Origin of the sequence: Streptomyces sp. NPDC046859 (assembly GCF_040645135.1) — a bacterium.
GTDB lineage: Bacteria > Actinomycetota > Actinomycetes > Streptomycetales > Streptomycetaceae > Streptomyces.
The window spans coordinates 288,570-314,151 of the sequence record NZ_JBEYXR010000008.1; the positions used below are offsets into that span (position 1 = coordinate 288,570).

The 25,582-nt window shown below is 72.8% G+C and carries 24 protein-coding genes; 13 read left to right on the forward strand and 11 right to left on the reverse strand.

Going from position 1 to position 25,582, the window contains the following annotated elements; translation table 11 throughout:
- Positions 1 to 37 precede the first annotated feature (37 nt).
- Positions 38 to 796, forward strand: a complete 759-nt coding sequence (locus ABZ899_RS15410; protein WP_361345705.1) for a hypothetical protein — start codon at positions 38 to 40, stop codon at positions 794 to 796.
- Positions 797 to 832: 36 nt separating this feature from the next.
- Here the strand turns inward: ABZ899_RS15410 and ABZ899_RS15415 are convergent, their stop codons facing one another.
- From ABZ899_RS15415 to ABZ899_RS15425, 3 genes are all read right to left on the reverse strand, one after another.
- Positions 833 to 1,153, reverse strand: a complete 321-nt coding sequence (locus ABZ899_RS15415; protein WP_361345804.1) for a ribosomal protein L7/L12 — start codon at positions 1,151 to 1,153, stop codon at positions 833 to 835.
- A gap of 41 nt (positions 1,154 to 1,194) precedes the next feature.
- Positions 1,195 to 1,932 (reverse strand): GAF and ANTAR domain-containing protein, encoded by a 738-nt coding sequence (locus ABZ899_RS15420; RefSeq protein WP_361345707.1) that lies wholly within the window; start codon positions 1,930 to 1,932, stop codon positions 1,195 to 1,197.
- A gap of 142 nt (positions 1,933 to 2,074) precedes the next feature.
- Complete coding sequence (locus ABZ899_RS15425; RefSeq protein WP_361345709.1) at positions 2,075 to 3,424, reverse strand: tetratricopeptide repeat protein; 1,350 nt, start codon at positions 3,422 to 3,424, stop codon at positions 2,075 to 2,077.
- A 98-nt stretch (positions 3,425 to 3,522) separates the two neighbouring features.
- Between ABZ899_RS15425 and ABZ899_RS15430 the strand changes: the two genes are divergently transcribed.
- Positions 3,523 to 3,693 carry a hypothetical protein gene (locus tag ABZ899_RS15430; protein ID WP_361345710.1) on the forward strand — a complete coding sequence of 57 codons (171 nt, stop codon included), beginning with the start codon at positions 3,523 to 3,525 and terminating at the stop codon, positions 3,691 to 3,693.
- Positions 3,694 to 3,729: 36 nt separating this feature from the next.
- On the opposite strand, the gene ABZ899_RS15435 is transcribed toward ABZ899_RS15430, so the two are convergent.
- Together ABZ899_RS15435 and ABZ899_RS15440 are read right to left on the reverse strand one after the other, a co-directional pair.
- Positions 3,730 to 4,794, reverse strand: coding sequence for a hypothetical protein (locus ABZ899_RS15435; RefSeq protein ID WP_361345712.1), 1,065 nt, complete (start codon positions 4,792 to 4,794; stop codon positions 3,730 to 3,732).
- A 70-nt stretch (positions 4,795 to 4,864) separates the two neighbouring features.
- Positions 4,865 to 6,058: a PP2C family protein-serine/threonine phosphatase gene (locus tag ABZ899_RS15440; RefSeq protein ID WP_361345714.1), complete on the reverse strand. Its 1,194-nt coding sequence runs from the start codon at positions 6,056 to 6,058 to the stop codon at positions 4,865 to 4,867.
- Between the two features lie 142 nt (positions 6,059 to 6,200).
- Between ABZ899_RS15440 and ABZ899_RS15445 the strand changes: the two genes are divergently transcribed.
- The 3 genes from ABZ899_RS15445 to ABZ899_RS15455 all read left to right on the forward strand — a co-directional run bounded on the left by ABZ899_RS15445 (position 6,201) and on the right by ABZ899_RS15455 (position 8,763).
- Positions 6,201 to 6,644 (forward strand): hypothetical protein, encoded by a 444-nt coding sequence (locus ABZ899_RS15445; RefSeq protein WP_361345716.1) that lies wholly within the window; start codon positions 6,201 to 6,203, stop codon positions 6,642 to 6,644.
- A 160-nt stretch (positions 6,645 to 6,804) separates the two neighbouring features.
- Positions 6,805 to 7,722 (forward strand): hypothetical protein, encoded by a 918-nt coding sequence (locus tag ABZ899_RS15450; protein ID WP_361345718.1) that lies wholly within the window; start codon positions 6,805 to 6,807, stop codon positions 7,720 to 7,722.
- 63 nt (positions 7,723 to 7,785) lie between these two features.
- Entirely contained in the window at positions 7,786 to 8,763 is a 978-nt protein-coding gene (locus ABZ899_RS15455) for an endonuclease/exonuclease/phosphatase family protein (protein WP_361345720.1), read from the forward strand.
- A 72-nt stretch (positions 8,764 to 8,835) separates the two neighbouring features.
- Here the strand turns inward: ABZ899_RS15455 and snpA are convergent, their stop codons facing one another.
- A complete protein-coding gene (snpA, locus tag ABZ899_RS15460) occupies positions 8,836 to 9,501 on the reverse strand; it encodes a snapalysin (protein WP_361345721.1) in 666 nt (221 codons plus the stop codon).
- Between the two features lie 172 nt (positions 9,502 to 9,673).
- On the opposite strand from snpA, the gene ABZ899_RS15465 reads away from it, so the two are divergent.
- Positions 9,674 to 10,621: a LysR family transcriptional regulator gene (locus ABZ899_RS15465; protein ID WP_361345723.1), complete on the forward strand. Its 948-nt coding sequence runs from the start codon at positions 9,674 to 9,676 to the stop codon at positions 10,619 to 10,621.
- Positions 10,622 to 10,627: 6 nt separating this feature from the next.
- Here ABZ899_RS15465 and ABZ899_RS15470 read toward each other — a convergent pair whose 3' ends face one another.
- A complete protein-coding gene (locus ABZ899_RS15470) occupies positions 10,628 to 12,691 on the reverse strand; it encodes a PhoX family protein (RefSeq protein ID WP_361345725.1) in 2,064 nt (687 codons plus the stop codon).
- A 265-nt stretch (positions 12,692 to 12,956) separates the two neighbouring features.
- Between ABZ899_RS15470 and ABZ899_RS15475 the strand changes: the two genes are divergently transcribed.
- Both ABZ899_RS15475 and metG read left to right on the forward strand, forming a co-directional pair.
- Complete coding sequence (locus ABZ899_RS15475; protein ID WP_361345727.1) at positions 12,957 to 14,732, forward strand: VWA domain-containing protein; 1,776 nt, start codon at positions 12,957 to 12,959, stop codon at positions 14,730 to 14,732.
- A gap of 177 nt (positions 14,733 to 14,909) precedes the next feature.
- Positions 14,910 to 16,619: a methionine--tRNA ligase gene (metG, locus tag ABZ899_RS15480; protein ID WP_361345728.1), complete on the forward strand. Its 1,710-nt coding sequence runs from the start codon at positions 14,910 to 14,912 to the stop codon at positions 16,617 to 16,619.
- Here the strand turns inward: metG and ABZ899_RS15485 are convergent.
- Complete coding sequence (locus ABZ899_RS15485; RefSeq protein ID WP_361345730.1) at positions 16,592 to 16,816, reverse strand: DUF397 domain-containing protein; 225 nt, start codon at positions 16,814 to 16,816, stop codon at positions 16,592 to 16,594. The two genes, metG and ABZ899_RS15485, sit on opposite strands and share 28 nt — an antisense overlap.
- On the reverse strand, positions 16,813 to 17,664 hold the full coding sequence (locus ABZ899_RS15490; RefSeq protein ID WP_361345732.1) for a helix-turn-helix transcriptional regulator: 852 nt from the start codon (positions 17,662 to 17,664) through the stop codon (positions 16,813 to 16,815). The genes ABZ899_RS15485 and ABZ899_RS15490 overlap by 4 nt, the downstream gene beginning before the upstream one ends.
- A gap of 156 nt (positions 17,665 to 17,820) precedes the next feature.
- On the opposite strand from ABZ899_RS15490, the gene ABZ899_RS15495 reads away from it, so the two are divergent.
- The 4 genes from ABZ899_RS15495 to ABZ899_RS15510 all read left to right on the forward strand — a co-directional run bounded on the left by ABZ899_RS15495 (position 17,821) and on the right by ABZ899_RS15510 (position 20,229).
- Entirely contained in the window at positions 17,821 to 18,354 is a 534-nt protein-coding gene (locus tag ABZ899_RS15495; RefSeq protein ID WP_361345734.1) for an ATP-binding protein, read from the forward strand.
- A gap of 183 nt (positions 18,355 to 18,537) precedes the next feature.
- Complete coding sequence (locus tag ABZ899_RS15500; RefSeq protein ID WP_361345736.1) at positions 18,538 to 19,014, forward strand: hypothetical protein; 477 nt, start codon at positions 18,538 to 18,540, stop codon at positions 19,012 to 19,014.
- Between the two features lie 60 nt (positions 19,015 to 19,074).
- Positions 19,075 to 19,440 (forward strand): PH domain-containing protein, encoded by a 366-nt coding sequence (locus ABZ899_RS15505; protein ID WP_055621131.1) that lies wholly within the window; start codon positions 19,075 to 19,077, stop codon positions 19,438 to 19,440.
- An 18-nt stretch (positions 19,441 to 19,458) separates the two neighbouring features.
- Positions 19,459 to 20,229 carry a nucleotidyl transferase AbiEii/AbiGii toxin family protein gene (locus ABZ899_RS15510; RefSeq protein ID WP_361345738.1) on the forward strand — a complete coding sequence of 257 codons (771 nt, stop codon included), beginning with the start codon at positions 19,459 to 19,461 and terminating at the stop codon, positions 20,227 to 20,229.
- A gap of 72 nt (positions 20,230 to 20,301) precedes the next feature.
- Here ABZ899_RS15510 and aspS read toward each other — a convergent pair whose 3' ends face one another.
- Entirely contained in the window at positions 20,302 to 22,065 is a 1,764-nt protein-coding gene (gene aspS, locus ABZ899_RS15515) for an aspartate--tRNA ligase (protein ID WP_361345740.1), read from the reverse strand.
- 201 nt (positions 22,066 to 22,266) lie between these two features.
- Here aspS and ABZ899_RS15520 point away from each other — a divergent pair, with 201 nt between their 5' ends.
- Positions 22,267 to 24,450, forward strand: coding sequence for a SpoIIE family protein phosphatase (locus tag ABZ899_RS15520; protein ID WP_361345742.1), 2,184 nt, complete (start codon positions 22,267 to 22,269; stop codon positions 24,448 to 24,450).
- Here the strand turns inward: ABZ899_RS15520 and ABZ899_RS15525 are convergent.
- Positions 24,384 to 25,478, reverse strand: a complete 1,095-nt coding sequence (locus ABZ899_RS15525; protein WP_361345744.1) for an AI-2E family transporter — start codon at positions 25,476 to 25,478, stop codon at positions 24,384 to 24,386. The genes ABZ899_RS15520 and ABZ899_RS15525 overlap by 67 nt on opposite strands.
- Positions 25,479 to 25,582 lie beyond the last annotated feature (104 nt).

Below are 25,582 nucleotides of genomic sequence, written 5' to 3' on the forward strand. Positions count from 1 at the left end.
GAGCGCGTCCCTCACCCCAGCCCAGGGAGGCCCTGCGATGCCCCGTCCCCCGGCCCGTGCACTCGTCGCCCCGGCGCTCTCGGCCGCCGCCCTGCTGACCGCCTCCGCGTGCGCCCTCACCGGTCAGGAACAGGCCGCGCCCCCGCCCGTGAACGTCCCCGCCTCGCAGTCCCCGGCCGCCGCCCCGACTCTCACGGAGGCTCAGGCCAGAGCCGCGCTCGTCACCGAGGCCGACCTCGGGGCGCCGTGGGTGCCCACCCGGGGCTTCGCGACCTGGCGGGAGGCCATGCTGAAGGCGACGGCCGAGCCCGCGGCGTGCGGGGCCCTGCTCGACGCGCTGTACGCGGAGGATTTCTTCGGCCCCGACGCCCTCACGCGGGCGGCGGTCGCGCTGGACGACGAGTGGGGCGACGCCCAGCTGCGCTACCAGGTCGTCGTCCACCGCCCGGGCGCCCTGGACCAGGCGCTGCGCCGGCTCGGCGAGCTGCCGCGGCGGTGCGGGTCGTTCACCGCCACCGCGGCGGGCGGTCCGCTGTCCGTGGAGGTCAGGGCGGTCGGCCTGCCGGAGATGGGGGACGCCCGGCAGGCCCTGCGGATCGTCGTCGGCGCCGTCTCCGAGTACGAGGACGCGCCGCGGCTCACCCTGGACGTGGCCGCCGTCCGGGTGGGCGACGACGCGATCACCGTCACCAACGGCAGCCTCGGCGAGGTGCCGTCCGACGCCACCCTGACCGCCGTCGAGCTGGGCACGAGGCGCCTGGAGGAGGTCAGGAAGCGGGGCCGGGCCACGGTCTGAGCCGGACCGCGCACCCCCGAGGGGGTGTCTCGCCGCTCATGCCGGCTCCCGGCGCTCGCTGATCCGGCCTGATCGGGAGGACCCGACCTGGGCCATGCGCTCCACGGCGTCCTTGGCCTCCGCGAGACCCGCGCCGGTGATCTCCCGGTAGACCTTGATCGCCTGGATCTTCTTGTCGTCCCGGAGCAGCGCCGCCACCTCGGCCAGGCGCGGGTCCTCCTCCCGCAGCCCGAGGTGCCCGAGGACCAGGTCGAGCTTGTGCTCGATCCGGGCCGCGCGCCGCTCCGCCCGGGACATCCGGCTCTGCACGCTGAGCAGGAGCAGGACGCAGGCGGCCACCGCGAAGATCACAGCCATCGTCTCCATGCCGTGGAGGACGGCGCCGGGGCCGCCGGGGTTCACTCGGTGTCGAAGCGCAACCGGTGGGCCACCACGTCCTGGGAGACGTCGAGGGCGGTACGGCCCTGCGCGAACGCGTGCGCCCGCAGCCGGGCCAGTGCCTCGTCCGTTCCCACGGAGAGCTGGGCCATGATCATGCCGGTGGCCTGGTAGAGCGGGTCGTGGTCGGCGGCGAGGCCGCCCAGCCACACCTCCTCGCCCTGCTCGTCCGGGGTGTGCGGAAGCGCCATCAGGGCCAGCGTCAGCATTCCGGCGAGCAGCCGGGCCGTGCGCAGGTCCCGGCCGGACAGCTCGCCGGGGGTGTCGCCGTAGAGGTCGAGGGTGCCGACGCACACCTGGGCGTCGCCGAGCGGCAGGGAGTACACCGCCCGCACTCCGGCCGCCGTGGCCAGCTGGGCGAGGACCGGCCAGCGTGCCACGTCCCGCCCGGCGGTCAGATCGCCGGCGAGCACGGGGGCGCGGCTCCGCGCGGCCCACTGGCAGGGTCCGTCGCCCAAGGTGGCCTGGATCTCCGTCACATACGCGGCCCGCGGGCCGGTCGCGCCGAGCTGGACCGGCATCCCGTCGTTGTGCAGCGACACACTGGCGCCCGCCACGGGCAACAGGTCGACGGCGACCCGGCACAGCCGGACCGGCACCTCGCCGGGACCGGCACCGCGCAGGCTCTCGGCGATCGCGTCCGCGGGACGCCGGGGCTCCCGCCCCGGTCCACCACGGTGATCGTCTCTGCGCCGCACGGATGCCTCCCGGTGTGGCAGCGGGCAGCGGTCCGGTGGCTCCCGGCCGCCCACCCCGGACCAGCCCCGACTACCCGGCCCCCATCCCCCGAAACCCCGGACACGCCCGACCGCCCCGGCGGCTGCGAGCGCACCCCGGCCCTCACAACGGCGGCTGCGCCGGGGCCGGGCCCAAGGTGGTGGTGCCGGGGGCCGTGCGGTGGCCGAGGCCGGTGCGGTAGGCGTCCAGGGCCGCCTCGACGCGGCCGGTGCGGCGGAGCAGGTCGCCGAGCAGCCGGCACAGGTCGGCCAGGTCGCCGACCGCGCCCGCGCGTTCCAGCAGGCTCAGGGCGCGGACGTAGTGCTCCTCGGCGGCCTCGGTGTCCCGGGAGTCCTCGGCGATGATGCCGAGCAACCGGTGGGCGGCGGCGGAGTGCAGGGCGCCGCGCTCGGAGCTGAGGTCGCTGAGGACCTCGTGGAGCAGGGCGGCGGCCTCGGCGGACTTGCCGCGCCGGTGCAGCACGTCGGCGAGCTCGACGGCGACCTGGCTCGTGTAGAGGGCGGCGCGCTGGGCCGTCAGCATGGTCTGCGCCTCGCGCATCTCCGCCTCGGCGCGCTCCAGGTCGCCGTTCTGGGCGTAGACGTAGCCGCGCATCCAGTGGCAGTTGGCGAGTTCGGTGCGGATCTGGAGCTGCCGGTACAGCTCGGCGGCCTTCGCGAGGGAGGCGTCGGCCTCGGCGATCCGGCCCTCGGCGAGCAGGGTGCGGGCCACGGACCGGTGCATCCGGGCCACCAGCGCCGGGTCACCGGCCTGCGGGGCGAGGGCCAGGGCGTACTCGGCGGCCTGGGCGGCGCGGGCGTGGGCGCCCATGTCCATGTAGGGCCCGATGACGCTGGCGTACAGCAGCAGGAGGGCGTCCGGGTCGTGCAGTCCGCCGCGGTTGAGCTCGTCGAGCGCGGACTCCAGGAGGTAGACGGCGTAGCGGAGTTCACCGGCGAGGTAGTGGGAGACAGCCCTCCCGCGCACGGCCGGGGCCCGGGCGGGCAGCGGCGACCCGGCTGCCGTGAGCACCTGCTCGGCCTGCTCGAAGTGGCCGCGCGCGACGTCCAGTTCACCGGCGTCGAGGCCGCAGTCGCCGAGCCCGATCAGGGCGGCGGCCCGCTCCTCGGCGAGGCCGTGGCCCGTCGCCTCGGCGAGCAGGCCGGTGAACTGACCGGCCGCCGCGTCGGTGTCGCCGGTGGCGAGGACCCGCTGGGCCTCGGTGAGCCCCAGGCGCAGATCGGTGACGAGGTGGGCGGGGCGGCCGGTGGCCAGCTCCTCGAAGGCGATCCCGAGCCGGTCGGCGATGTGCCGCAGCGCCTCGTCGGAGGCGCGCACCCGTCCGGCCTCCAGGGTGGAGATGTAGGCGGGGCTGTACGCCGGTTCGGCCAACTGCCGCTGGGTCAGGCCCCGGTCGGCGCGCAGCTGCTGCACCCGGCGCCCGATGGTCCCCGGGTCATCACGGTCCGACACACTCAACTCCCCCTGGCGCCCTTGCCGTTCCACTCCCACAGCCCCTAGGTTAAACCGCGTATTAAACGTGGTTAACCCTTGGCTGTTGCGAGGTCGCCGTGCAGCAACGCACCAGCACCACCGAGCGCTACACCCGGGGCGTCGCCGCCGCCGTGGTCGCCGTGACGACCCTGATCCTGGCGGCCAACGCGGGCCCGGCGAGAGCGATGGAGCCGAAACCGGCACAGCAGCGCGATCAGCATGTCATTCCGCCGGCCCCCGTGCGGTAGGTCTCACGGAATCACCACCGGCCCGGCCCCCGGTTCTCACCCGCTGACCTGGAGCTGCCGCAGTTGCCGGTGCACGTTCTCCAAGGCGCCCTGCCGACGGCCCGGCACCCGGCTGCGCAGCTCCACCAGGACCGGGCCGAGTTCCCGGGCGAGCGCCGGGTCGTCGATCCGGTGCCACTGGTGGTGGGCGTGGTCGACCGCGGACTCCACCGCGGGCGCGTCCGGGGACTGTCCCGCGGCCAGCCGCGCCGAGGCGACCGTCAGCCAGGTACGGCAGCTGCGTACCGGGTCGCCCGCCAGCATCGCCAGGTCCGCGCGGACCTCGATCCAGTGCAGGGCCTGCTCGGAGACGGGGCCGTGGGTGTGCACGGCCGTCTGCTCGTGCCGGGCGGCCAGCGCGTCCGCCTCCGCGTGCCGCCCGGCCCGCACGGCCTCGGAGATCGCGGTGTGCGGGTCGCCCGGCGCGGGCGCAGACGCGGTCAGCACGATGTCGACGCCCACCCCGGCCTCCGGCGCGATCCGCTCCAGCGCCTGCTCGTGGAGCCGGTCCAGCGGCGGCCGGAGTCCGCTGCGCAGCAGCGTGGCCACCGCCTTCATGTACGCCGGACCGGCAGGTGCCCGGCGGCCGGGCGGCGGGGCGATCCGGCCGAGGACGGTGGTGCCGCGGCCGCAGTCCAGGGGGTGGGCGCGCAGCCACTCCCAGGTCTCGGCGTCGGCGTGCAGATCGAGGAGGAGGGACGTCGACCCCGGCGGGCGCAGGCGCAGTTCGTCCCGGAACCAGTGCCAGGGAAGCCCCGTGTAGCGGACCGTGGCCGGTGTCGAGCGGGCCAGCGCGAGGTGCGGCAGGCGCTGGCGCCGGTCCAGGTGCAGCTGGCCGGTGACGAACACGGTGAGCGGGCCGGGGGAGACGGCGGCGGCCCGCAGCCGGGTCAGGACGGCCTGCGGCTCCAGCGGGTCGGCGAGCTCGACGACGTTCGCGGTGCCGGTGCCGGACAGCACGGGGGGCGGCACGGCGGCCAGGACCGGGAGCACGGTGGCGGCGTCCACCAGACGCCCCCGGCCGGCCGGAGCGGCGGCGAGCAGCAGCACTGTTCCGGGCATCGGTCCCTCCCCGTCCCCCGTCGATCACGTACGGCAGCACCGTAACCGCTCTGCGTGTGTGAAGGGGATCTCAGGGTGGCGAACGTCCGTCCCCCGGCTGCTCCTTCCCTGCCGGGGGGAGACGCCGGACCGCGAACACCGTGGTGTCGTCGCCGAGATGCCCGCCGCTGTGCCGCAGCGTGCTCTCCCGGACGAAGTCGACCAGCCGTCCCGGCTGTGCCAGCCCGGGGTCGGCGGCGACGGCCTCGGCGACCGTGCCGGCCAGCGGGAAGAAGGCGCCGCGCCCGTCCCGTGCCTCGGTGACCCCGTCGGTCGTCATCAGCAAGGTCTCGCCGTACCGCAGGGGCGCCCGCAGTACCGGCGGCGGCCCGGCGGCCGGGTCGAGTTCGCTCAGGCCGACCGGGAGGCGGGCGTGCGGCCGCAGCGCCCGTACCCCGTCGGGGCCGACGACGAGGGGGCTGTCGTGCCCGAGCACGAGGGCCTCGATGGTCTCCGGCTCCGCGTCGGGGAAGCCCACCAGGACGACCGTCGCGAACCGGTCGCCGTCCGCCCGGCCGAGCGCGGCCCTCATCCGCACGTGCCGCTGGAGGCGCACCTCCAGCCGGGTGGCGATCGTCGGCAGGTCCGGCTCGTGGTAGCCGGCCTCCCGGAACGTGCTGAGCAGCGCGGCGGCCACCTCCACCGCGCCGAGCCCCTTGCCCTGGACGTCGCCGAGGATCACGCGCGTGCCGTGCAGCCCGGTCTGGATGTCGTAGAAGTCGCCGCCGACCCGGGCCTCGCTGTCGGAGGCGAGATAGACGGCCGCGTGCTCCAGCCCGCCCCAGCCGGGCGGCAGCGGGCGCAGCACGGTGCGCCGGATGGTGGCCGCCACGTCCTCGATGTGCAGCATCCGCTCCTCGCCGCGCACCCGCACCACACAGGCCAGCGTGGCGAGGACACCGCCGAGGGCGGCGAGGATCAGGTCGGGCAGATCGGCCTGGAACTGGTGCGGCAGCAGCGCGTCGGCGGCGATGTACGTCAGGGGCGCGAGCACGGCGTACACGGCCGTCCCCCACACCCCGCAGATCGCGGCCGCGGTGCCGGGCACCAGCACGATCCAGGACAGGATGCGGAAGTCGCTGCTCGTGCGGAAGTCGACGGCGACGATGCCGACGAGCAGCAGCAGCGGCGGCACCCAGGCCACGCTCCTGCCCCGCACACGAAGGGGCCGCGCCCGGTGCGTGTCACCCAGCGGGCTGACCTCACCGTCGCTGACGGCCCTCATGCGCCTCAGCGAAACACGACGTCCGGCGTGCCGCATCCGGTACCCGGCCGGGTGGCATCGGGCCGGCGCGCGACGCCGACTTGCCAGGCCGGCGCCCCAGGTGTGCTCTGGAGGACGGGGGCGGAGAGGAAGGAGTGCTCTCATGGCTCATGCGGCACCCGCGTCCCGGCGGCGCACGACGAGCACACGCCCGTCCACCGATGTCCTCAGCCCGCGCGCGCACCGCGTCGCGAGCGTGGCCGTCCCGGTCGGCCTCGGTCTGATCTACGGCTACTGGGTCGCGGCGGACCGCCGTGCCGGCGGCGAGATCACCGGCTGGAACCTGCTCCTGGGCTTCGTCTCCGCGGTGGTGTTCATTCTGTTGTTCGTCGTCATCCGGGCCGTCTCCGGCCAGATGCGGCGCGAGATGCACGCGATCATGTGGGCCGCCTTCACCGGCTGCGCGGTCGGCTTCCTGTACAGCCAGACCGGCCACAGCGTCGTCAGGTCGTCCCTGATGGGGCTCGCGTTGGGCGCCGCCTGCTTCGTCGTGCTGTTCTACCGCTACTACACGCACGAGGACGCCGAGGGCAGGCGGACCTCCTGAGCGCGCACCCGGTGCGGCCCCGGCCGCGCGCCGGGGCCGCACCGCTTCCCCGACCCGTGAGACACCCGTTCGGGTGAACGCTCCGCCGGAGAGGGGAACCCTGCGCCCGGATGCAGGCGCCCGGCGGGCGCCCCGGGTCGCGCGGCCTTTCGCTTGAGGGGTGTCCACCCGGCTGCGCGACGGTCTGTCGGCAGCGCTGATCGCGCTGTCGTGCCTCCTCCTGCCGTTCGGCGCGTCCGCGGCCTGGGCCGCGTACGGGCTCGCCGACACCGGCCGCTACGTCACGGCCATGGCGCCGCTCGCCTCCGACCCGGCCGTGCGCGGCGCGGTCGCCGACGCCCTGGGCACCGGGATCATGCGCGAGGTCGACCGGCGGCTGGCCGGCGCGCCCGCGGCGCCCGCGCCCGGCACGGTCCGCCCCTTCGTCCGGGACGCGGCGGACTCCTTCACCCGCACCTCGGCCTTCCGTGCCGCCTGGGACGCCGGAAACCGGGCCGTGCACGACGCCGTCCTGGACGCCCTGCGCGACGGCCGCCCGGGCCCCGTCACCGTCGATCTGGCGCCGATCACCGCCCAGGTCAAACAGCGGCTGCTGGACGACCACGTGACCGTCGCCCGGCACATCCCGGTCGAGCACACCGAGGTGCCCGTGCTCGGCGCCGACGAGCTGGCACGCCTGAGGAAGGGGTACGACGTGCTGGAGGTCGCCGGGTTCTGGCTCCCCGTCGCCGCCGCGGTCCTCGCGGTGGCCGGGATCGCCGTCGCCGCCTGCCGCCGCCGCGCGCTCACCGCGGCCGCGCTCGGTTCGGCGCTGGGCGGCGCGCTCCTGGTCCTCGCCGTGGCCCTCGGCCGCCGGCTCACGCTCGCCGACCTGCCCGAGGCCGCCCACCGTCCGGCCGCCGAAGCCGTGTACGACGCGCTGACCCAGCCGCTGCGCTCGGTGTCCTGGTCACTGGTCGCCCTGGGCCTGGCCGTGGCCCTCGCGGCCCGGCTCACCGGCTACCTGGCCCGGCGCCGCCGGGTGGCCGCCCGGCCCGCCACCGACCCCGCCCGCCCGCCGGCCCGCGCCCGGATCTGACGGGACCCCGGGGACACCCGGTGCTCCTGGCACACCGGCATCCCACCTCGTAACGTCGTCGCTGTGACAGAGCGGGGGAACCAGAACGGACGCGGACGCCACACGGCCGGACGGTGGCCCGCCGCCCTGCTCCTGCTCGGCGTCAGCGTCGTCGTCGCCTGCCGGGCCGCCGACGCCGACGCCCTGACCCCCCTCCCGCAGCTGCTGGCCTTCCTCCCGTGGCTGCTCGTGCCCACCGTGACCGCTCTGCTGCTCGCCCTGCTCGCCCGCTGGTGGACCGGCCTGGTCGGGGCGGTCGCGCTGCTCGGCCTGCTGGCCTGGTTCATCGAGCCGTACGGCAGGAGCCACCGGCCGGACGGCCCGCCGCTCGCCTCCGTGCGCGTCCTGACCTCGAACGTCGAGTTCGGGCAGGCGGCCGACGCGCTCGCCGCCGCCGTCCGCCGCGAGAAACCGGACGTCGTGTTCGTCCAGGAGTGCGAGCAGACCTGCGACGCCGTCCTCCGCCGGGAACTCGCCTCCGCCTATCCGCACCGGGTGGCGGAGGTGGCCGCCGGGTCCCACGGCTCGGTGCTGCTCAGCCGTTTCCCGCTCGCCCCCGCCGGGGGCGTCGACGGCACCATGGCCATGCCGGGCGCCGTCGCCGACGTCCGCGGGCAGCCGGTACGGCTCCAGCTCGCGCACCCCATGCCGCCGCTGCCCGGCCGGATCGGGCCCTGGCGCCGCGAACTCGGGCGGCTGCGCGACCTCGCCGAAGGACGCGGCCGCACCCCGCTCGTGCTCGCCGGGGACTTCAACGCCTCCCAGGACCACGCGGCCTTCCGCCGCGTCCTGGACACCGGTCTGCAGGACGCGGCCCGGCTCGGCGGCCACGACCGCACCCCGAGCTGGCCGGCGCGCACGGCACCCGCGTTCGGCACGCAGATCGACCACGTGCTGCTCTCCCGGGACTTCTCCGTGCGCGCGACCCGCTTCCTCGACCTGCCCGGCACCGACCACCGCGCCCTGCTCGCCGACGTCACCCTGCACCGCCGGCCGGACTGAACACATGAACGCGGCCGCCCCGTGCAGGAGGGCGGCCACGTCATGTGGGGGGTGGTGCGTGGGGGAACCGCCCTACCGGCGGGCTCCCTTGTCGAGGGCCTTGTCGAGCGCGGCCGCGAACCCGTTGGCCCACAACTGCTCGACCCGGGCCCGCTCGTTGGCGTCCGGCAGGGAGTTGGTGCACGACGGGCCGGGGCCGCCGCCCGACATCAGCTCGCTGCACGGACCCTGGTAGTGGTCCGGCAGCCCGAGGACGTGGCCCGTCTCGTGCGTGGTGACGCGGGTGGAGTCGTACTGCTGGTTCTGCCGGTAGTCGAGGAAGACGTAGCCGTTCCCGTGCCCGTCCGTCGAGGCGTACGAGCCCCGCGCATCGTTGCCCTCGCGGTACGTGAAGTCGGCGTTCGAACCGGACTGGAGCTTGACGTTGGAGACCGAGCTGTTCCAGATCTGGGCGCTGCGGGCTATCTGCGCGCTGAACGTGGGCGCGCGCGAGGCGTCGTAGACGACGGTGACCGCCGCGGCGGCCGTCGGACGGGCCGCCTGCTTCTCGGCGACCGACTTCAGCACGGCCTGGAAGAAGGCCTTCGAGGCGTCGGAGTCGGCCGTACCGGCGACGAAGCCGGCCTGGACGGGAGCCGGGGCCGCGGTCGCCGGGGCGACCGTGCCGAGGCCGAGGGCCGCGACACCGAGAGCGGCCGCCGCCGTCGTACGGGCGGACAGGACGAAGGACATGCGCATCGATGACTCCTAGGTGGGGGGTGAGTCGTCAAGGCGAGTGTCCGCGTCCGAAAAGCCGCTGTGATGATGGCAATCGGCGATAGCACGGCCCTATCGGAGCCCCGATTCGCCGTGTTCGAAGGGGGTTTGGGTGGCTGGTGAAACCAGTCCTTCCGCTTTAGTCTCCCAGGCCATGGAGCTCGAGGTGAGACACCTCCGCGCGCTGTGCGCGATAGCCGACACCGGCAGTCTGCACCGGGCCGCGCGGCAACTGGGCGTCGCCCAGCCATCGTTGAGCACACAACTGCGCCGCATCGAGCAGGAGCTGGGCGGTCCGCTGTTCCTGCGGGCCCGCACCGGCTGCCGCCCCACCCCGCTGGGCCGGCTGGTCCTCAGCCGCGCCCGCCCCCTCGTGACGGAGATGCGTGCCCTCGTCACCGAGGCCCGGGCCGCCGCGATGGGCGGCACCGCCCTGCGGGTCGGCTCGACCGCGAGCAAGGCCCTGGCGGGGTGGCTGCGCCGGCTGCGCGGCCACGGCCAGGACCCCAGCCTCCACATGAACGTCTCCCCCAACGCCCTGCTGCGCATGGTCGCCGACGGGCAGCTGGACGTGGCCTTCGTGCACGAGGTGGAGGGCTGCCCCCTGCGCATCCCGCCGGAGCTGCGGCTGCGCGTGCTGATGGCACGCGAGCCCCAGTTCGTGTCCCTGCCCCCCGACCACCCGGCCGCCGCCCGGCGCGAGGTCGACCTGCGCGACCTCGCCGGCGACCGCTGGATGGTCGACCCCACGGTGGACGGCGAATGGGACGCCGTGCAGCGGATGTTCCGCGCGGCCGGGGTCAACCCGCGGGTCCTGCACGGCGACTACTACACCGCCGACGCACTGGTGGCCACCGGCGAGGTGGTCGCCGTCTGCCAGCCCACCCACGCCGACAGCCCCGCCATCGCGGTACGCCGGCTGCGCGGTGACCCCCTCGGCGTACGGCTGCTGCTGGCCGCCCGCACGGAGACCGACCTCGACGGGGTCTATCCCGCGCTGGAGGAGGCCTACTGGGAGGCGGCCCGGCAGGCACCCGCGTACCGGGAGTGGCTGGAACACGACGGCGAACGGCGCCCACCGCGGGTGCCGGCGCTCCCCTGACCGGCGTCAGACGCCGATGTCGCGCCCGTCCTGGCGCCACACCGCCACGACCGCGGGCCGGTTGATCCGGCCCGGTCCGTCGGGCCAGGCGCTCAGCGGCTTCTCGGCCGTCGCCCCGTCGATCTCGCCCGGATGCTGCACGGAGACGAGCACGCGCCGGTCCTGGACGAGCGGGCCGCAGGTCTCCGCGCCGTTCGGCATCGTCAGGAACTGCTTGAGCTCGCCGCGCCGCTCCCCGCGTGTGGCGACGCCGAAGAGGCCGTCGTGGTGGCCGAGGGCGTTGCCGTCCGTGGAGATCCACAGGTTGCCGTAGGAGTCGAAGGCCACGTTGTCCGGGCAGGAGATCGGCGAGACCTCGTCCTTCGGGAACCCGGCGAAGTAGGTGGCCGGGTCGTCCGGGTCGCCGGCCACCAGGAACAGCGACCAGGCGAACCGCTCGCTGTCGGCCCGGTTGCGGTGCTCGGTCAGCTCCAGGATCTGGCCGTGCTTGTTGGCGACGCGCGGGTTGGCCTCGTCGGGCTTGGGGTTCGACCCGACGCCCCGGTTGCTGTTGTTGGTCAGGGCCACGTACACCTTGCCGGTGTGCGGGTTGGGCTCGATGTCCTCGGGCCGGTCCATCTTGGTGGCGCCGACCTTGTCCCCGGCGAGCCGCGTGAAGACGAACACCTCCTCCGCGCTCATTCCCTCGACGTGCGAGACGGCCCCGTGCGCGGTGGCGGTGGCCAGCGGGATCCACTCACCGCCGCCGTCGAACTCGCCGTCCGCCGGGAGCTTGCCGGTCCCGTCGATCTCGATGGCGGGGGAGTCACCGGTGAGCCGGGCGACGTACAGCGTCCCCTCGTCCAGCAGGGACAGGTTGTGCTCGCGGACGGCCCGGCTCGAACCCTTCCGCATCCGCTTGCTGCCGACGAACTTGTAGAAGTAGTCGAAGCGCTCGTCGTCACCGGAGTACACGACCGGCCGCCCGTCGTCGGTCAGCCGCACGGTGGCGCCCTCGTGCTTGAACCGGCCCAGCGCGGTGCGCTTGCGCGGCGCGGAGGCCGGGTCGTACGGGTCCAGCTCGACGACCCACCCGAAGCGGTGCGGCTCGTTCGGCTCCTGGGCCACGTCGAAGCGCCGGTCGAACCGCTCCCACTTGCGCTCGGTCGCGCCGCTGCCCAGCCCGTACCGCTTGTCGGTCGCGCGGGTGGCGTGGGCGAAGTACTGGTTGAAGTTCTCCTCGCCGTGCAGGGTGGTGCCCCACGGGGTGACGCCGCCGGAGCAGTTGTTGAGGGTGCCGAGCACCTTGGTGCCGGTGCGGTCGGCGGAGGTCCTCAGCAGCTCGGACCCGGCGGCCGGACCCGTCACCCGGAACTCGGTGGTCGCCGTCACGCGCCGGTTCAGCGGGTGCCGGGGCACCGGAGTGAGCTTCCCCGACCGGCGGTCCTCCTCCACCACGACCGCGGACAGCCCGTGGGCCGCCCAGGCGACCTCGACCTGCTGCCGGGTCGGGTTCTCGGGGTCGTAGCCGCGGAACATGAGCACCTCGTCGGTGTACTCGTGGTTGGCGACGAGGATCTGCCGGTGGGGCTCGCCGTGCAGCGGGAGCAGGGCGAGGAAGTCGTTGTTGTAGCCGAACTGCTTCGCCTGCGCCTCCGCGGTCTGGCGGTCCGGGTCGAAGGCGGGCGCACCGCGCAGGATCGGCTCGCCCCAGCGGATGACGACGTTCTGGGCGTACCCGTCCGGAATCGTCACGGTGTCGGCGGTGTTCGGTGCGACGGGCGTGAACCGCAGCCCGCGCGCACCCTGGGCGCCGGGCCGGGAACCGGTCGCCGTGGCGGCGCTCGCCCGCGGCGCGGAGACGGTCGCGGAGGCCCCGACCGCGGCGGCCGCGGTGACGACGGCGGCGGCCCGCATCACGGTACGGCGGCTGAGGGCGTCGGCGACGACGTCCCCGACGTACGGGTTGGAGGTGGTGTTCGGGACCTCGTGGAAACAGGCGTCCCCACACCGGAAACGGCAGGTCAGGGCCGCTCTGGCACCGTGGTGCGCGGCGCCGTCGACGCTGATGATCGGCAACTGGATACGCATGGCTGCTGGTACTCCCCTTGCTTCCCCTTGAGATGCGGCGTGGGGGACGCTAGGGGCGCGTACGAGCGGCAGCGGGGCGCGAGCATGAACGAGGAGTGAACCGAGGGTGGCTGTACGAGACGCCGGCGCGCGGCTCGATGCGACCTTGACGGACGGATGAGCCTGTGTTCACCCCTCCCCAAGATCACCACCTGGGGCCGCTAACCTTACGTGTCCGTCCTGGCCAGGGATCTACGGGCATCAACTCACGCGAAGGGTTGCGCACATGGGCATTCTCACTCTCCTGCGGAACGCGTTCGGCCGATCACGCAAGGGGCAGACCGCTGAGGCGGAGGGTGCGACTCCTTCGCGGGAACCGCAGCCGACCGCCCCCACGACGGTCCCGGAACCGCGCTCGGCAGAGCCGACGGCGACGACTACTACGACGACGGCTACGGCTACGGCGACGGCGGCAACCGCGGAGCCGACGGCGGAGTCGGACGACAACGAGCACGACCTGGTCGTGGCGGCCTTCGACAACGTCACGGTCCCCAAGCAGTCGCCTCCGGCGGAGCGGGAGCCCGCGAAGGAGGAGCAGCCGAAGGCCGCGGAGCCCGAGCCGGCCGCAGAGCCCGAGCCGGCCCCTGAGCCGGTGGCGGTGACGCCGAAGGCGGAAAAGCCGGCCACGGAGCCGGAACCGAAGGCCGAGAAGCCCCCGGTCGAAAAGCCGAAGGCCGAGAAGCCGAAGGCCGAGAAGCCGAAGGCCGAGAAGCCGAAGGCCGAAGAGCCGAAGGCCGAAGAGCCGAAGGCCGAAGAGCCGAAGGCCGAGAAGCCCCAGGTTGAGAAGCCCCAGGTCGAGGAGCTGAAGGCTGAGGAGCTGAAGGCCGAAGAACCGAAGGCTGAAGAACCGAAGGCCGAGGAGCCCCAGGTCGGGAAGCCGAAGGCCGAGGAGCCCCAGGTCGAGGAGCCGAAGGCCGAGAAGCCGAAGGCCGAAGAGCCGAAGGCCGAAGAGCCGAAGGTGGAAGAGCCGAAGGCCGAGAAGCCGAAGGCCGAGGAGCCCCAGGTCGAGAAGCCGAAGGCTGAGGAGCCGAAGGCCGAGAAGCCGAAGGCGGAGCCTGAGGCGCCGAAGGTCGAGGAGCCGGAGCCGGTAGCCGAGGTGACTCCTGAGCCCGAGCCGGTCGCCGAGACGGCCCCGGAGCCCGAGCCCGAGGCGGAGGCACCGAAGGCGGAGGAGGAGCCGGAGCCCGTCAAGGAGACGCGGCCCGTGGAACCCGCCGCAGCCGCCGCAGCCGCCGCAGCCGCCGACGGCGAGGAAGCCCCACAGGGGCCACCGGCAGTCGACGACGAAAGCGTCACGGGTGGTGCGGGTGGGAGCACCGAGGCCGAAGGCGAAGCCAAGGCCGAGACCGGGGCCGGGGCCGAGACAGCCGTACCCACCAACCTCCGCACCGCCTACGAAGCGGCAGCCGCCACCCTCACCACCCACCACCTCACCGGCACCCGCGCCAAGGTCTACCTGGTCCTCGACCGCTCGGCCTCCATGCGCCCGTACTACAAGGACGGCTCCGCCCAGGCCCTCGCCGAGCAGAGCCTCGCCCTCGCCGCCCACCTCGACAGCTCCGACCCGACGGTCCACGTCGTCTTCTTCTCGACGGAACTCGACGGCACCGGCGAGCTCACCCTCACCGAGCACGAGAACAAGATCGACGAACTCCACGCCGGCCTCGGCCGCATGGGCCGCACCAGCTACCACGTCGCCGTGGAAGAGGTCGTCGCCCACCACGCCAAGACGGCCCCCGACACCCCGGCCCTGGTCGTCTTCCAGACGGACGGCGCCCCCGACGCCAAGACCCCGGCCAACCAGGCCCTGACGGACGCGGCGAAGAAGCACCCGAACGTCTTCTTCTCGATCGTCGTCTTCGGAGACCCCGAGCAGAAGGCGTTCGACTACCTCCGCAAGCTCAAGACGGGCAACACCGCCACGTTCTTCGCCGGCGAGTCCCCCCTGGAGCTCACGGACGAGCAGCTCTACGACGGCATTCTGGCGTCCTGGCGCCCGTAGAGGCCCCAGGAGCGCCACACGGAGACCAGAACACCCGAGCCGCCCGGTTCCCACCCCTCAGAACGGGAGACGGGCGGCTCGGCCATGTCGGCTACGATTTCAAGGTTCGAAAGTGACGGCAGCGGCCGCGAAACCCGGCACCCGTCACGCCGCGTAACGACCTGGGAGCAGCCCGCGATGGCTCGACACCTCATCACCAGCGCCCTTCCGTACATCAACGGGATCAAGCACCTGGGCAACATGGTGGGGTCCATGCTCCCGGCGGACGTGTACTCCCGGTACCTCCGCCAGCGTGGCCACGACGTCCTGTACATCTGCGCCACCGACGAGCACGGCACCCCGGCCGAGCTCGCCGCGAAGGAGCAGGGCCTCCCGGTGGCGGAATTCTGCGCCCAGGCGCACGACGCGCAGAAGGCGGTCTACGACGGCTTCTCGCTGGCCTTCGACCACTTCGGCCGCAGCTCCAGCGCGGAGAACGTCGAGATCACCCAGCACTTCGCCCGCAAGCTGCACGAGAACGGCTTCATCGAAGAGCGCGCGATCCGCCAGGTCTACAGCCCGGCCGACGGCCGTTTCCTCCCGGACCGCTACGTCGAGGGCACCTGCCCGCACTGCGGCTACGACAAGGCCCGCGGCGACCAGTGCGAGAACTGCACGCGCGTCCTGGACCCGACCGACCTGATCGAGCCGCGCTCGGCGATCTCCGGCTCCACGGACCTGGAGGTCCGCGAGACCAAGCACCTCTTCCTCCTCCAGTCCAAGCTGCAGAACGAGGTCGCGGAGTGGGTGAGCCGCCACGACGGCGTCTGGCCGCACCTGGCCTCCTCCATCGCCCACAAGTGGCTGACGGAGGGCCTGCACGACCGGGCGATCACCCGTGACCTGGACTGGGGCGTGCCCGTCCCGGCGGACACCTGGCCGGAGCTGGCGGCCGAGGGCAAGGTCTTCTACGTGTGGTTCGACGCCCCGATCGAGTACCTGGGGTCGACGAAGGAGTGGGCCGACCAGGACCCGGAGAACCGGGACTGGAAGTCGTGGTGGTACGACGTCGACAACGACGTCCGCTACACGCAGTTCATGGCGAAGGACAACGTCCCCTTCCACACCGTGATGTTCCCGGCGACCGAGCTGGGCATCCGGGAGCCGTGGAAGAAGGTCGACTTCGTCAAGGCGTTCAACTGGCTGACGTACTACGGCGGCAAGTTCTCCACCTCGCAGAAGCGCGGTGTCTTCACCGACCAGGCGCTGGAGATCCTGCCCGCCGACTACTGGCGCTACTTCCTGATCGCCAACGCCCCCGAGTCGGACGACGCGTCCTTCACCTGGGAGCACTTCACCGCGACGGTGAACAAGGACCTCGCCGACACCCTGGGCAACTTCGTCAACCGCGTCCTGTCCTTCTCGAAGAAGCGCTTCGGCGAGGAGGTCCCGGCGGGCGGCGAGCCCGGCGAGGCGGAGACGAAGCTGGGCGAGCAGATCGCGGAGCTGCTGGCCGAGTACGAGTCGCACATGGAGTCGCTGCAGTTCCGCAAGGCGGCGGCGGCCCTGCGGGCGCTGTGGTCGGCGGGCAACTCCTACCTGGAGGAGAAGGCTCCCTGGCTGGAGATCAAGACCGACAAGGACGCGGCGGCGCTCACGCTGCGCACGGCGATGAACCTGATCCACCTGTACGCGGTGGTGTCGGAGCCGTTCATCCCGACGTCGTCGAAGGCCATGCGTGAGGCGTTCTCCCTGCCGGACGACACGGCGACCTGGGTCACCCCGGAGGAGGCCAGGTCCCTGACCACCGTCCCGGTCGGCACCCCCTTCATCGTCCCGCCGGTCCTCTTCGCGAAGCTGACGGACGACGACCTGGAGCTCTACAAGGAGCGCTTCGGCGGCGAGTAGACCGACGCCGGCCATCCGACGAAGCCGGCCCACGCCTCCGCCCCGAGCGCGAGGCGGGGGCCGGCTTCTGCGTACTTGGAGTCACGGACGTGCACGGTGCCAGGGGTGAGGGCGAGCTCGACGCAGGAGTTGCCGTCCGTGCCGCTGCTGTAGCTGCTCTTGAACCACACCAGCTCGGCAGGGGTCTCGCGGGTCATGTCTCTCCCAGCAGTTTCTCGATGAAGGCCAGCGACTCCCTCGGAGGGAGCGCCTGCGCCCGGATCGTGCCATACCGCAGCTCAAGGATGCGCAGCTGTTTCGGATCCTCGGTCGGCCGCCCGCTGAACGCCCCGTCGGAGCGTCCCAGCGCGGTACCGTCCGGGAACTTCAGCAGCTCGATCCTGCCGTCCACGCCTGGGTGAGCATCCGTGTTCGTCGGCATGACCTGGAGCGTGACGTTGTTCAACCGCCCCACCTCCAACAGACGTTCGAGCTGCCGTCGCCACACCATTGTGCCCCCGACCTCCCGGCGTACCGGTGCCTCTTCCAGGACGAAGTGCAGCGACGGCGCCGGGTCCCGTTCGAAGACGGACTGGCGGGCCAGTCGCGCGGCCACCATGCGGTCCACGTCGTCCACCGAGTAGGGCGGCTGGGCCGCCTCCATCAGGGCCCGGGCGTGCTCCGGAGTCTGCAACAGCCCGTGCACGCTGTTGCACTCGTACACCCCGATCTCCACCGCCCGCGCCTCCATCTGCGCCAGGTCCCGCACCTTCTTCGGGTACCGGACCTTGGCCACGTCCTCCTTCATCGCCGCGAGTAGCCCGCCCGCCCCCAGCACCTCGTCCGCCCTGTCCAGATACTCCTGCCGCGGAATCCGCTTGCCGCTCTCGATCTTGTAGACGAGGTCCTCGCCGTATCCGACCGCCTTGCCGAACTCCCCGGCCCGCATCCCCACCGCCTCGCGCCGGAGCTTCAGCTGCCGTCCCACGGTGGCGACCACGGCCACGCCCCACTCGTCGTCCGGGTCCACCTCCCACCCCGGTTCGTCGGCCTCCGTCCTCAGCATGCGTACCCCTCCGTCGTACCGCCTCGTACCAGCCACGCCCTACCCGTACGCAACGCCCCGACAGGCCCGGACAGCACCGGACAACGACCGGACAGTCACCGTACGCAACCATGGCGTCACTCCCCACGGTAGGTGCGGTCGGCCACTCTGAGTGACGTGAATCAGAAGCTCGCCGCCCCCGAACACGCCATCCGCAACTTCAGCGTCCTGCTGTCCCCCACACCCCGGGGCGCCCGCCTCGCCCGCCTGCTCGCCACCCAGCAACTGCTCGCCTGGGGCCTGCCGTTGGACCCGGCCCAGCTCATCGTGGCCGAACTGGCGAACAACGCCGCCACCCACGGACGCGTCCCCGGCCGGAACTTCCAACTGCTCCTCTACGTGGTCGGCGGGACGCTCCGCATCGAGGTCACGGACACGCGCGGTGACCAACTTCCCCGCCGTCGGCCCACCGACCCGGTCGCCGAATCGGGCCGCGGTCTGACCCTGGTCGCCGCCCTCGCCGACCGCTGGGGCGTCGCCCGCGGCCTGCCACCGCGCAAGACGGTCTGGGCCGAACTCACCTTCGGCACCGCGCAGTCACCGCAACCTGACCGCCCGCACTCCGGTCCCTCTGCACCACCCGCGGGGGAGAAAGCACCCCACCAGACCCCAACCCTCCCTCCCGCCGGACCAACTCACTCCGGCGAGTGAATTCGCCCCCCTTCCGGTCCCTGGCGCCGCCGGCCCCAGAGCCACGCACCCCGCTCCAGACCTGCGACGGCTGCGACCGTCGCCACACCAACGGGGGATCTTGGAGAAGATTTGCCCAACCACTCGGCAACGATCGGACCCCACCGCCACCACCACCCCCGTGACGACCGTATGGTTTTCGCCATGGCAGTCCCAGAGGTCATTCCGATCGCCTACGAGCCCCACGGCCGCACCGAGGCGATCGGCTGTTACGAAGACGGGCAGTTCATGGGGTCCGTCACCTACGCCTTCCCCAAGGGCTTCGAGCTCGGTCCCGGCTGGGAAGAACAGAAACGCCTCTACGCGGTACTGCACACCTTCGACACCGACGGCACGTACCGCGACTCGGAGATCTGGTGCGCGGGCACCTGGGCCGAGCAGCAGCGCGACCCGGCCGGCCCGGACTCGGTGCTCTCCCGGGCCCGCGTCCACCTCGCGACCCGGCTGCGCAGCCTCCCGCGGCGCACGTACACGGACATCGCCGTGCGGCCCTTCCAACTCACCTTCGACAACGTGCTGTTCGGTCTGGTGACCGGGGAGGACGAGGGGGAGGGCTGGGCCGAGCTGTACCCGGACCACCTGGGGTTCGGCGAGCCGTGGGACGGCTCGTACGACACCTGATCGAACGTCTGATCCGACCCTGTCGCCTACGATGGCAGGCCTACAGAGGGGGGTCTTCTCATGGCGCTGTTCGGCAACGCGCACACGATCGACCAGGGGCAGGCGCAGCAGGACTACGCGCGGCTGCTGGGCCACGGCGAGCAGGTGCACGCCGCGTACCTGCTGATACGCGACACCATCCTGTTCACCGACCGCCGGCTGATCCTGGTCGACAAGCAGGGCATCACCGGCAAGAAGGTGGAGTACCACTCCATCCCGTACCGCAGCATCACGCACTTCGCGGTGGAGACGGCCGGCACGTTCGACCTCGACGCCGAGCTGAAGATCTGGGTCTCGGGCAACTCCGTCCCGATCGAGAAGACGTTCACCAAGGGCGTCGACATCTACGAGGTGCAGGCGATCCTGACGCAGTTCGTCGCCGGGTAGGACCATAATCGGCGGATCATGATCCCGCACCGCCGCCATCTGACCACCGACGTCCTCACCGTGGGCGCCCGCTACGCGCTCGTCCTGGCCGGCGAGTGCGCCGTACGCGCCCACGGGCTCGGCCCCGCCCCGCAGCGGGAGACACCCCCGCGCGAGGTGGGCGCGGAGCCGCTGGAGTTGCCGGGCGGGGACGACGGCTGGGCCCGGCGCCGCCGCCGGCCGCGCCGGCCGCGTCCGGTGGAGGTCGCGACGCAGGCCGCCGAGCCCATGGACCGGGTCGCGGCCGTGCTGCGCGCCGGTCTCGCAGAACGCGGCTGGGAGGTGCGGCCGGTGGAGACCGACCCGCTGTCGGCGCGGTTGCTCGTCACCGACCCGGACACCGGTGAGGAGCGCACGGTCGACGTCGTCAAGGAGACCTTCTGGCGGCCTCCGGTCACCACCGACCTGGGTCCGGCGCTCGCCCTGGAGGACGTCATCGGCACGAAGGTCCGCGCCCTGGCCGACCGCGGCACCGCCCGGGACGTCGTCGACGTGTACCTGGCCGCGCCCGGCTGGAGCTTCCCCGACCTGGAGGAGCAGGGCCGCCGGCACGCCTGGGACGCGTTCGACCCCGCCGACCTGCAGTCCCGCCTGGAGGCGACCGACCTCCTGGACGACCGGGAGTTCACCGCCCGGGGGCTCGCCGAGGGCACCGTGCCGGCGCTGCGCCGCTGGATCCGGGCCTGGGCCGACGACATCGCCGAACGCCTGCTGGAGGAGGAGGCCCTCCGGCCGCCCCCCGAGGAGTGAGCCGGGCTCTGCGCGAAGGGCGGTGGCCCGGAACCGTTCCCGGTTCCGGGCCACCGCCCTTCGTGTGTCCGTCTACTTCGGCTGGGGCTTGATCACCGCCAGGTGCAGCTCCCTCAGCCGGGCCTCTTCCAGCTCTGTCGGCGCGCCCATCATCAGGTCCTGGGCGTTGCCGTTGAGCGGGAAGGCGATCGTCTCGCGGATGTTCGGCTCGTTGGCGAGGAGCATCACGATGCGGTCGACGCCGGGGGCGATGCCGCCGTGCGGCGGGGCGCCGAAGCGGAAGGCGCGCAGCATGCCGGCGAACTTCTCCTCGACCGTCTCGCGGTCGTAGCCGGCGATCTCGAACGCCTTGAGCATGATCTCCGGCTCGTGGTTCCGGATGGCGCCGGAGGACAGCTCGACGCCGTTGCAGACGATGTCGTACTGCCAGCCGAGGATGTCCAGCGGGTCCTGGGTCTCCAGGGCCTCCAGACCGCCCTGCGGCATGGAGAACGGGTTGTGCGAGAAGTCGATCTTGCCGGTCTCCTCGTCCTTCTCGTACATCGGGAAGTCGACGATCCAGCAGAAGCGGAAGACGTCCTCCTCGAAGTGGCCGGCGCGCTTGGCGGCCTCGACGCGGACCGCGCCCATGATCTTGGAGACCTCGTCGAACTCGCCCGCGCCGAAGAACACCGCGTGGCCAGGGGCCAGCGCGAGGCGCTTGGTCAGCTCGGCGACGTTGTCCTCGGTGAGGAACTTCGCGATCGGGCCGGTCAGCGAGCCGTCCTCCCCGACCCGCACCCACGCCAGGCCCTTGGCGCCCTGGGAGACCGCGAAGTCGCCGAGCTGGTCGAAGAACTTACGGGGCTGGGCGGAGACGTCCGGCACCGGCAGCGCGCGCACGTGCTTGCCGGCGAACGCCTTGAACTCCGAGCCCTCGAAGACGTCGGTGATGTCGACGAGCTCCAGCTGGGCCCGCAGGTCCGGCTTGTCGGAGCCGTACTTCAGCATCGCCTCGCGGAACGGGATGCGCGGGAACGGCGACGTCACATGCCGGCCGCCACCGAACTCCTCGAACAGCTCGGTCATCAGCTGCTCGATCGGCTGGAAGACGTCCTCCTGCTCGACGAAGCTCATCTCGACGTCGAGCTGGTAGAACTCGCCCGGCGAGCGGTCGGCGCGGGCGTCCTCGTCGCGGAAGCAGGGCGCGATCTGGAAGTAGCGGTCGAAGCCCGAGATCATCAGCAGCTGCTTGAACTGCTGCGGCGCCTGGGGCAGGGCGTAGAACTTGCCCGGGTGCAGGCGGGAGGGGACGACGAAGTCGCGGGCGCCCTCGGGGGAGGTCGCGGAGAGGATCGGCGTCGCCATCTCGTTGAAGCCGAGGGCGACCATCTTCGAGCGGATCGAGGCGATGACCGACGACCGCAGCATGATGTTCTTGTGCATGCGCTCGCGGCGCAGGTCGAGGAAGCGGTACTCCAGGCGCCGCTCCTCGTTGACCCCGTCCTCGGCGTTGACCGTGAACGGCAGCGGGGCGGCGGCGCCGAGCACCTCGACCTCGCCGACCTCGACCTCGATCTCACCGGTCGGGAGGTCGGGGTTGACGTTCTCGGGGCCGCGGGAGACGACCTTGCCGTCGACGCGGATCGTGGACTCCTTGGAGACCTTGTCCAGGGTCTCGTAGGACGGGGTTCCGGGGCGGGCCACGAGCTGCGTGATGCCGTAGTGGTCGCGCAGATCGATGAAGAGGATGCCGCCCAGGTCGCGCCGATTGTGCAGCCAGCCACTCAGTCGGACGTCGGTGCCGACGTCAGAGGAGCGGAGCTCGCCGCAGGTGTGGGACCTGTACCGATGCATCGTCGTTCATCCAGTCTTCGCGGATCGGGGGCGTGGTTCCCGTGAAGGAGAGGCTTTGTTTCACGTGAAACTCCACCCCAGCCTACCGGGCAGCCCGTGATCGCCTCCCCACCGTTTTCCCGCGTCCCCGGGCCCCGACCGGCCGACAGGCCCGCACGGCTTCGGTGGCAGTGTGCGATCAGCTCTTCTTACAGTGGGGCCATGCGCACTGGTGAGGCCCTGCCCGCCGTGGAGGAGGTCCTCACCGTCCTCGCGACGGGGCTGTGGCACTGGGACACGGACACGGGGCTGGTCACGGTCGACGCGGAGGCGGCACGGCTGCTCGGGCTGCCCGCCGAGGCCCGCACGCTCAGCCAGGCCCAGGTCCGCGCGCGCCTGCACCCGGTGGACTGGAACGAGATCACGTCCGTGATCCAGCTGGCGGTGGCCGAGGGCACGCTCGGCGAGGTGCGCGTACGGATCATGGACGACCGGGGGAGGGTCGTCCGGGTCGGGCGCAGCCGCTTCCACGCCGCCTTCGACAGGGAGAAGCGCGCGTACGAGGTGACCGGCTCCCTTCAGGAGGTCACCGAGCCGGCGCCGGGCACCTCCGCGAAGCGCACCGCCGTCACGGGTGACTGGCGGCGCTCGCGGGAGGCGTTCCTGCTGGACGCGGGCCGGGCACTGGCCGAGGCACGCTCGACGTCGGAGGTGCTGCGGGTCGCGGCGGGCCTGGCCATGCCGGGCTTCTCCCCGGACGGGCTCGCGGTGTTCGGTGTGACGGGCGACCGGCTGACGGTGATCGGCCACCACGGCCAGGAGCCCGGCGACGAGAACCCCTTCAAGGGGCTGACGCTGGACTCGGACTACCCGGCCGCCGAGGTCGTCCGTACCGGCCGCGCCGTCTATCTGTCCTCCCCCGAGCAGTACAAGGAGCGCTATCCGGCGACCTGGCCGCTGGCCGCGCACTTCGACCGGCGGTCCTGGGCGTTCCTGCCGCTGATCGTGGCCGGCCGCACGATGGGGGCCTGGATGGCCGCCTTCGCCTATCCGGTCGCCTTCACCCCCGACGAGCGCTCGGTGCTCACGACGGTGGCCCGCATGCTCGCCCAGGCCCTTTCGCGGGCCGAGGCCACCGAGTCCGCGCGTGAGCTGACGGACGGTCTCCAGCGGTCCATGCTGCCCCGGCTGGGCCACGAGATACCGGGCATGGCCGTCGCCGCGCGCTATGTCCCGACCGGCGGCGGGCTCCAGGTCGGCGGCGACTGGTACGACATGATCCCGCTGCCCGGCGGGCCGTCCTCCGGCGGCGGCCGCTTCGCCCTGGTCATCGGCGATGTGCAGGGCCACGACGTGCGGGCGGCCGGGCTGATGGGCCAGCTGCGGATCGCCCTGCGCGCCTACGCCTCCGAGGGGCACCGCCCCGACGCGGTGCTGTCGCGCGCCTCCCGTTTCCTGCACGGCATGACGTTCGGATCCCCCGACGACGACCCGGCCGCGCTGCGCTTCGCGACCTGTCTGTACGTGGAGGTCGATCCGGCGACCGGTCTGCTGGAGATCGCCCGGGCCGGGCACCCGGACCCGGCCGTCCGGATGGCCGACGGCACGGTGCTGAACCGCCCGACGGCCGGCGGCCTGCCGCTCGGCATCGACCCGGACGCCGACTACCCGACCACCACGATCGCCCTGGACCCCGGCGAGACCATGCTGATCTGCACGGACGGCCTGATCGAGACCGGCGGCCACGACCTGGACACCGGCTGGAGCCGTATCCGTACCGTCCTGGCGGACCACGACGGCGATCTGGAGGAACTCGCCGACGCGCTCGTACAGGCCGTCCACGGCCCGTCCTCGCACCACACCACCGGGCCGCTCGCCGACCGGCGCGAGGACGACATCGCGGTGCTGCTGCTGCGCCGGCGGTGCGAGGGCACGGCCGGCACCCGGGCCGCCGCGCACGCCGCGGTCCGCCGCACGATGATGGCGGTGGCACAGGCGGAGCCGGAGCACGTGGCGGTGGCCCGCCAGCAACTGCGGCAGCTGCTGCACGACTGGCCGGTCCAGGACCAGGTCGACTCGGCGGTGCTGCTGCTGTCGGAGATGCTGACCAACGTCCTTGTGCACACGGACGCGGACGCCCTGTTCCTCGCCGAGGTGCTGGGCGGGCCGGGGGGCCGCCGGCTGCGGGTCGCGGTGTCCGACACCTGCGACGATCTGCCGCACATGCGCCGGCCCGGGGAGCTGGCGTCGTCCGGGCGGGGCCTGGTCCTGATCGAGCTGCTGGCCCACGCGTGGGGCGTGGACCCCCGGGGCGAGGGCAAGAGCATCTGGTTCGAGCTCTACGAGTCCGGCGGCGGCGACGGTTCCGGGACGGCGGTGGCGCCGGGCGGGTCGGGGCGGGCGTAACGCTCCCTCAGTTCGTGGGCGACGCCGGTGGCGGCGGCCGTCAGGGGCACGGCGAGCAGCATGCCGAGGATGCCGGCCACGGACGCGCCCGCGGTGATCGTCACCATGACGACGGCCGGGTGCATCTGGACCGTGCGGCTCTGGATCACCGGGGTCAGCACATGCCCCTCCAGTTGCTGCACGGCGAGCACGATGCCGAGGACCCACAGCGCGATGACGAAGCCCCGGTCGGCGAGCGCGACCAGGACGGCGACGGCACCGGAGATGAAGGCGCCCAGGTAGGGGATGTACGCCCCGATGAAGACGAGCGCGCCCAGGCCCACCGCGCCCGGCACGTCGAGGATCAGCAGGCCGACGGTGATGCACAGGGCGTCGATGAGGGCGATGAGAGTGGTCCCGCGCATGAACCCCTCGACGGCTTGGAAGGCCCGCCGGGCCATGGCCACGGTGAGGTCGCCGCTGTGCCGGGGCACCAGGGAGCGCAGCGCGCCGGCGGCCCGGTGGGAGTCGCGCAGGAAGAAGAACACCAGCAGCAGCGCGAGCACGCCGATCGCGATGGTCTCGCCGACCACGCTGACCCCGCTGACGACTCCGGAGGCGGCGGTCGAGCCGAACTTGGAGAGCAGTTCGCGGGAGTTGCCGGCGAGGTCGTCGAGCGAGGTCCCGGCGGGTCCGAAACGCGCGGTGAGGTCGCGCCCGGCCTGTTTGAGCGAGGCGACGATCTCGTCTCCGCTGTCCACGACGGCGGCGGCGACGATGTAGACGGCTCCGCCGACCACGGCCACCACGGCGACACAGGTGAGCCCGGCGGCCAGGGAGCGGTTCATGCCCGCCTTGACCAGCCGCCGGTGCAGCGGGCCGAGCAGCGCCGTCCCGAGCAGCGCGAGCAGCACGGGCACGACCGCCGTGCTCAGCTCCACCGTCAGCCGGATGCCGACGTAGACGACTCCGGCGACGAGCAGGACGACGGCGCACCAGGCGGCGAGCCGCCGGACGGGCTCGGGCAGCAAGGGAGGGGGAGCCTGCACGCCTCAAGCGGATCATGCGCGGGCCCGGGTGTCGTGCGCGGGCGAGCCGGGCGGGTGAAAAACGGCGCGAGGCCCGCGGCCGCACCCTCTCGGTGCGGCCGCGG

Bases quoted from the DNA above. Each gene is read 5' to 3' on its own strand.
- ABZ899_RS15445 (WP_361345716.1), top strand. From the start codon at position 6,201: ATGGCTCATGCGGCACCCGCGTCCCGGCGGCGCACGACGAGCACACGC.
- ABZ899_RS15490 (WP_361345732.1), bottom strand. From the start codon at position 17,664: ATGCTGAGGACGGAGGCCGACGAACCGGGGTGGGAGGTGGACCCGGAC.
- ABZ899_RS15510 (WP_361345738.1), top strand. From the start codon at position 19,459: ATGATCCCGCACCGCCGCCATCTGACCACCGACGTCCTCACCGTGGGC.
- ABZ899_RS15465 (WP_361345723.1), top strand. From the start codon at position 9,674: ATGGAGCTCGAGGTGAGACACCTCCGCGCGCTGTGCGCGATAGCCGAC.
- ABZ899_RS15470 (WP_361345725.1), bottom strand. From the start codon at position 12,691: ATGCGTATCCAGTTGCCGATCATCAGCGTCGACGGCGCCGCGCACCAC.
- ABZ899_RS15440 (WP_361345714.1), bottom strand. From the start codon at position 6,058: ATGAGGGCCGTCAGCGACGGTGAGGTCAGCCCGCTGGGTGACACGCAC.
- ABZ899_RS15415 (WP_361345804.1), bottom strand. From the start codon at position 1,153: ATGGCTGTGATCTTCGCGGTGGCCGCCTGCGTCCTGCTCCTGCTCAGC.
- ABZ899_RS15485 (WP_361345730.1), bottom strand. From the start codon at position 16,816: ATGACCCGCGAGACCCCTGCCGAGCTGGTGTGGTTCAAGAGCAGCTAC.
- ABZ899_RS15520 (WP_361345742.1), top strand. From the start codon at position 22,267: ATGCGCACTGGTGAGGCCCTGCCCGCCGTGGAGGAGGTCCTCACCGTC.
- ABZ899_RS15505 (WP_055621131.1), top strand. From the start codon at position 19,075: ATGGCGCTGTTCGGCAACGCGCACACGATCGACCAGGGGCAGGCGCAG.
- ABZ899_RS15475 (WP_361345727.1), top strand. From the start codon at position 12,957: ATGGGCATTCTCACTCTCCTGCGGAACGCGTTCGGCCGATCACGCAAG.
- snpA (WP_361345721.1), bottom strand. From the start codon at position 9,501: ATGCGCATGTCCTTCGTCCTGTCCGCCCGTACGACGGCGGCGGCCGCT.
- ABZ899_RS15435 (WP_361345712.1), bottom strand. From the start codon at position 4,794: ATGCCCGGAACAGTGCTGCTGCTCGCCGCCGCTCCGGCCGGCCGGGGG.
- metG (WP_361345728.1), top strand. From the start codon at position 14,910: ATGGCTCGACACCTCATCACCAGCGCCCTTCCGTACATCAACGGGATC.
- aspS (WP_361345740.1), bottom strand. From the start codon at position 22,065: ATGCATCGGTACAGGTCCCACACCTGCGGCGAGCTCCGCTCCTCTGAC.
- ABZ899_RS15410 (WP_361345705.1), top strand. From the start codon at position 38: ATGCCCCGTCCCCCGGCCCGTGCACTCGTCGCCCCGGCGCTCTCGGCC.
- ABZ899_RS15500 (WP_361345736.1), top strand. From the start codon at position 18,538: ATGGCAGTCCCAGAGGTCATTCCGATCGCCTACGAGCCCCACGGCCGC.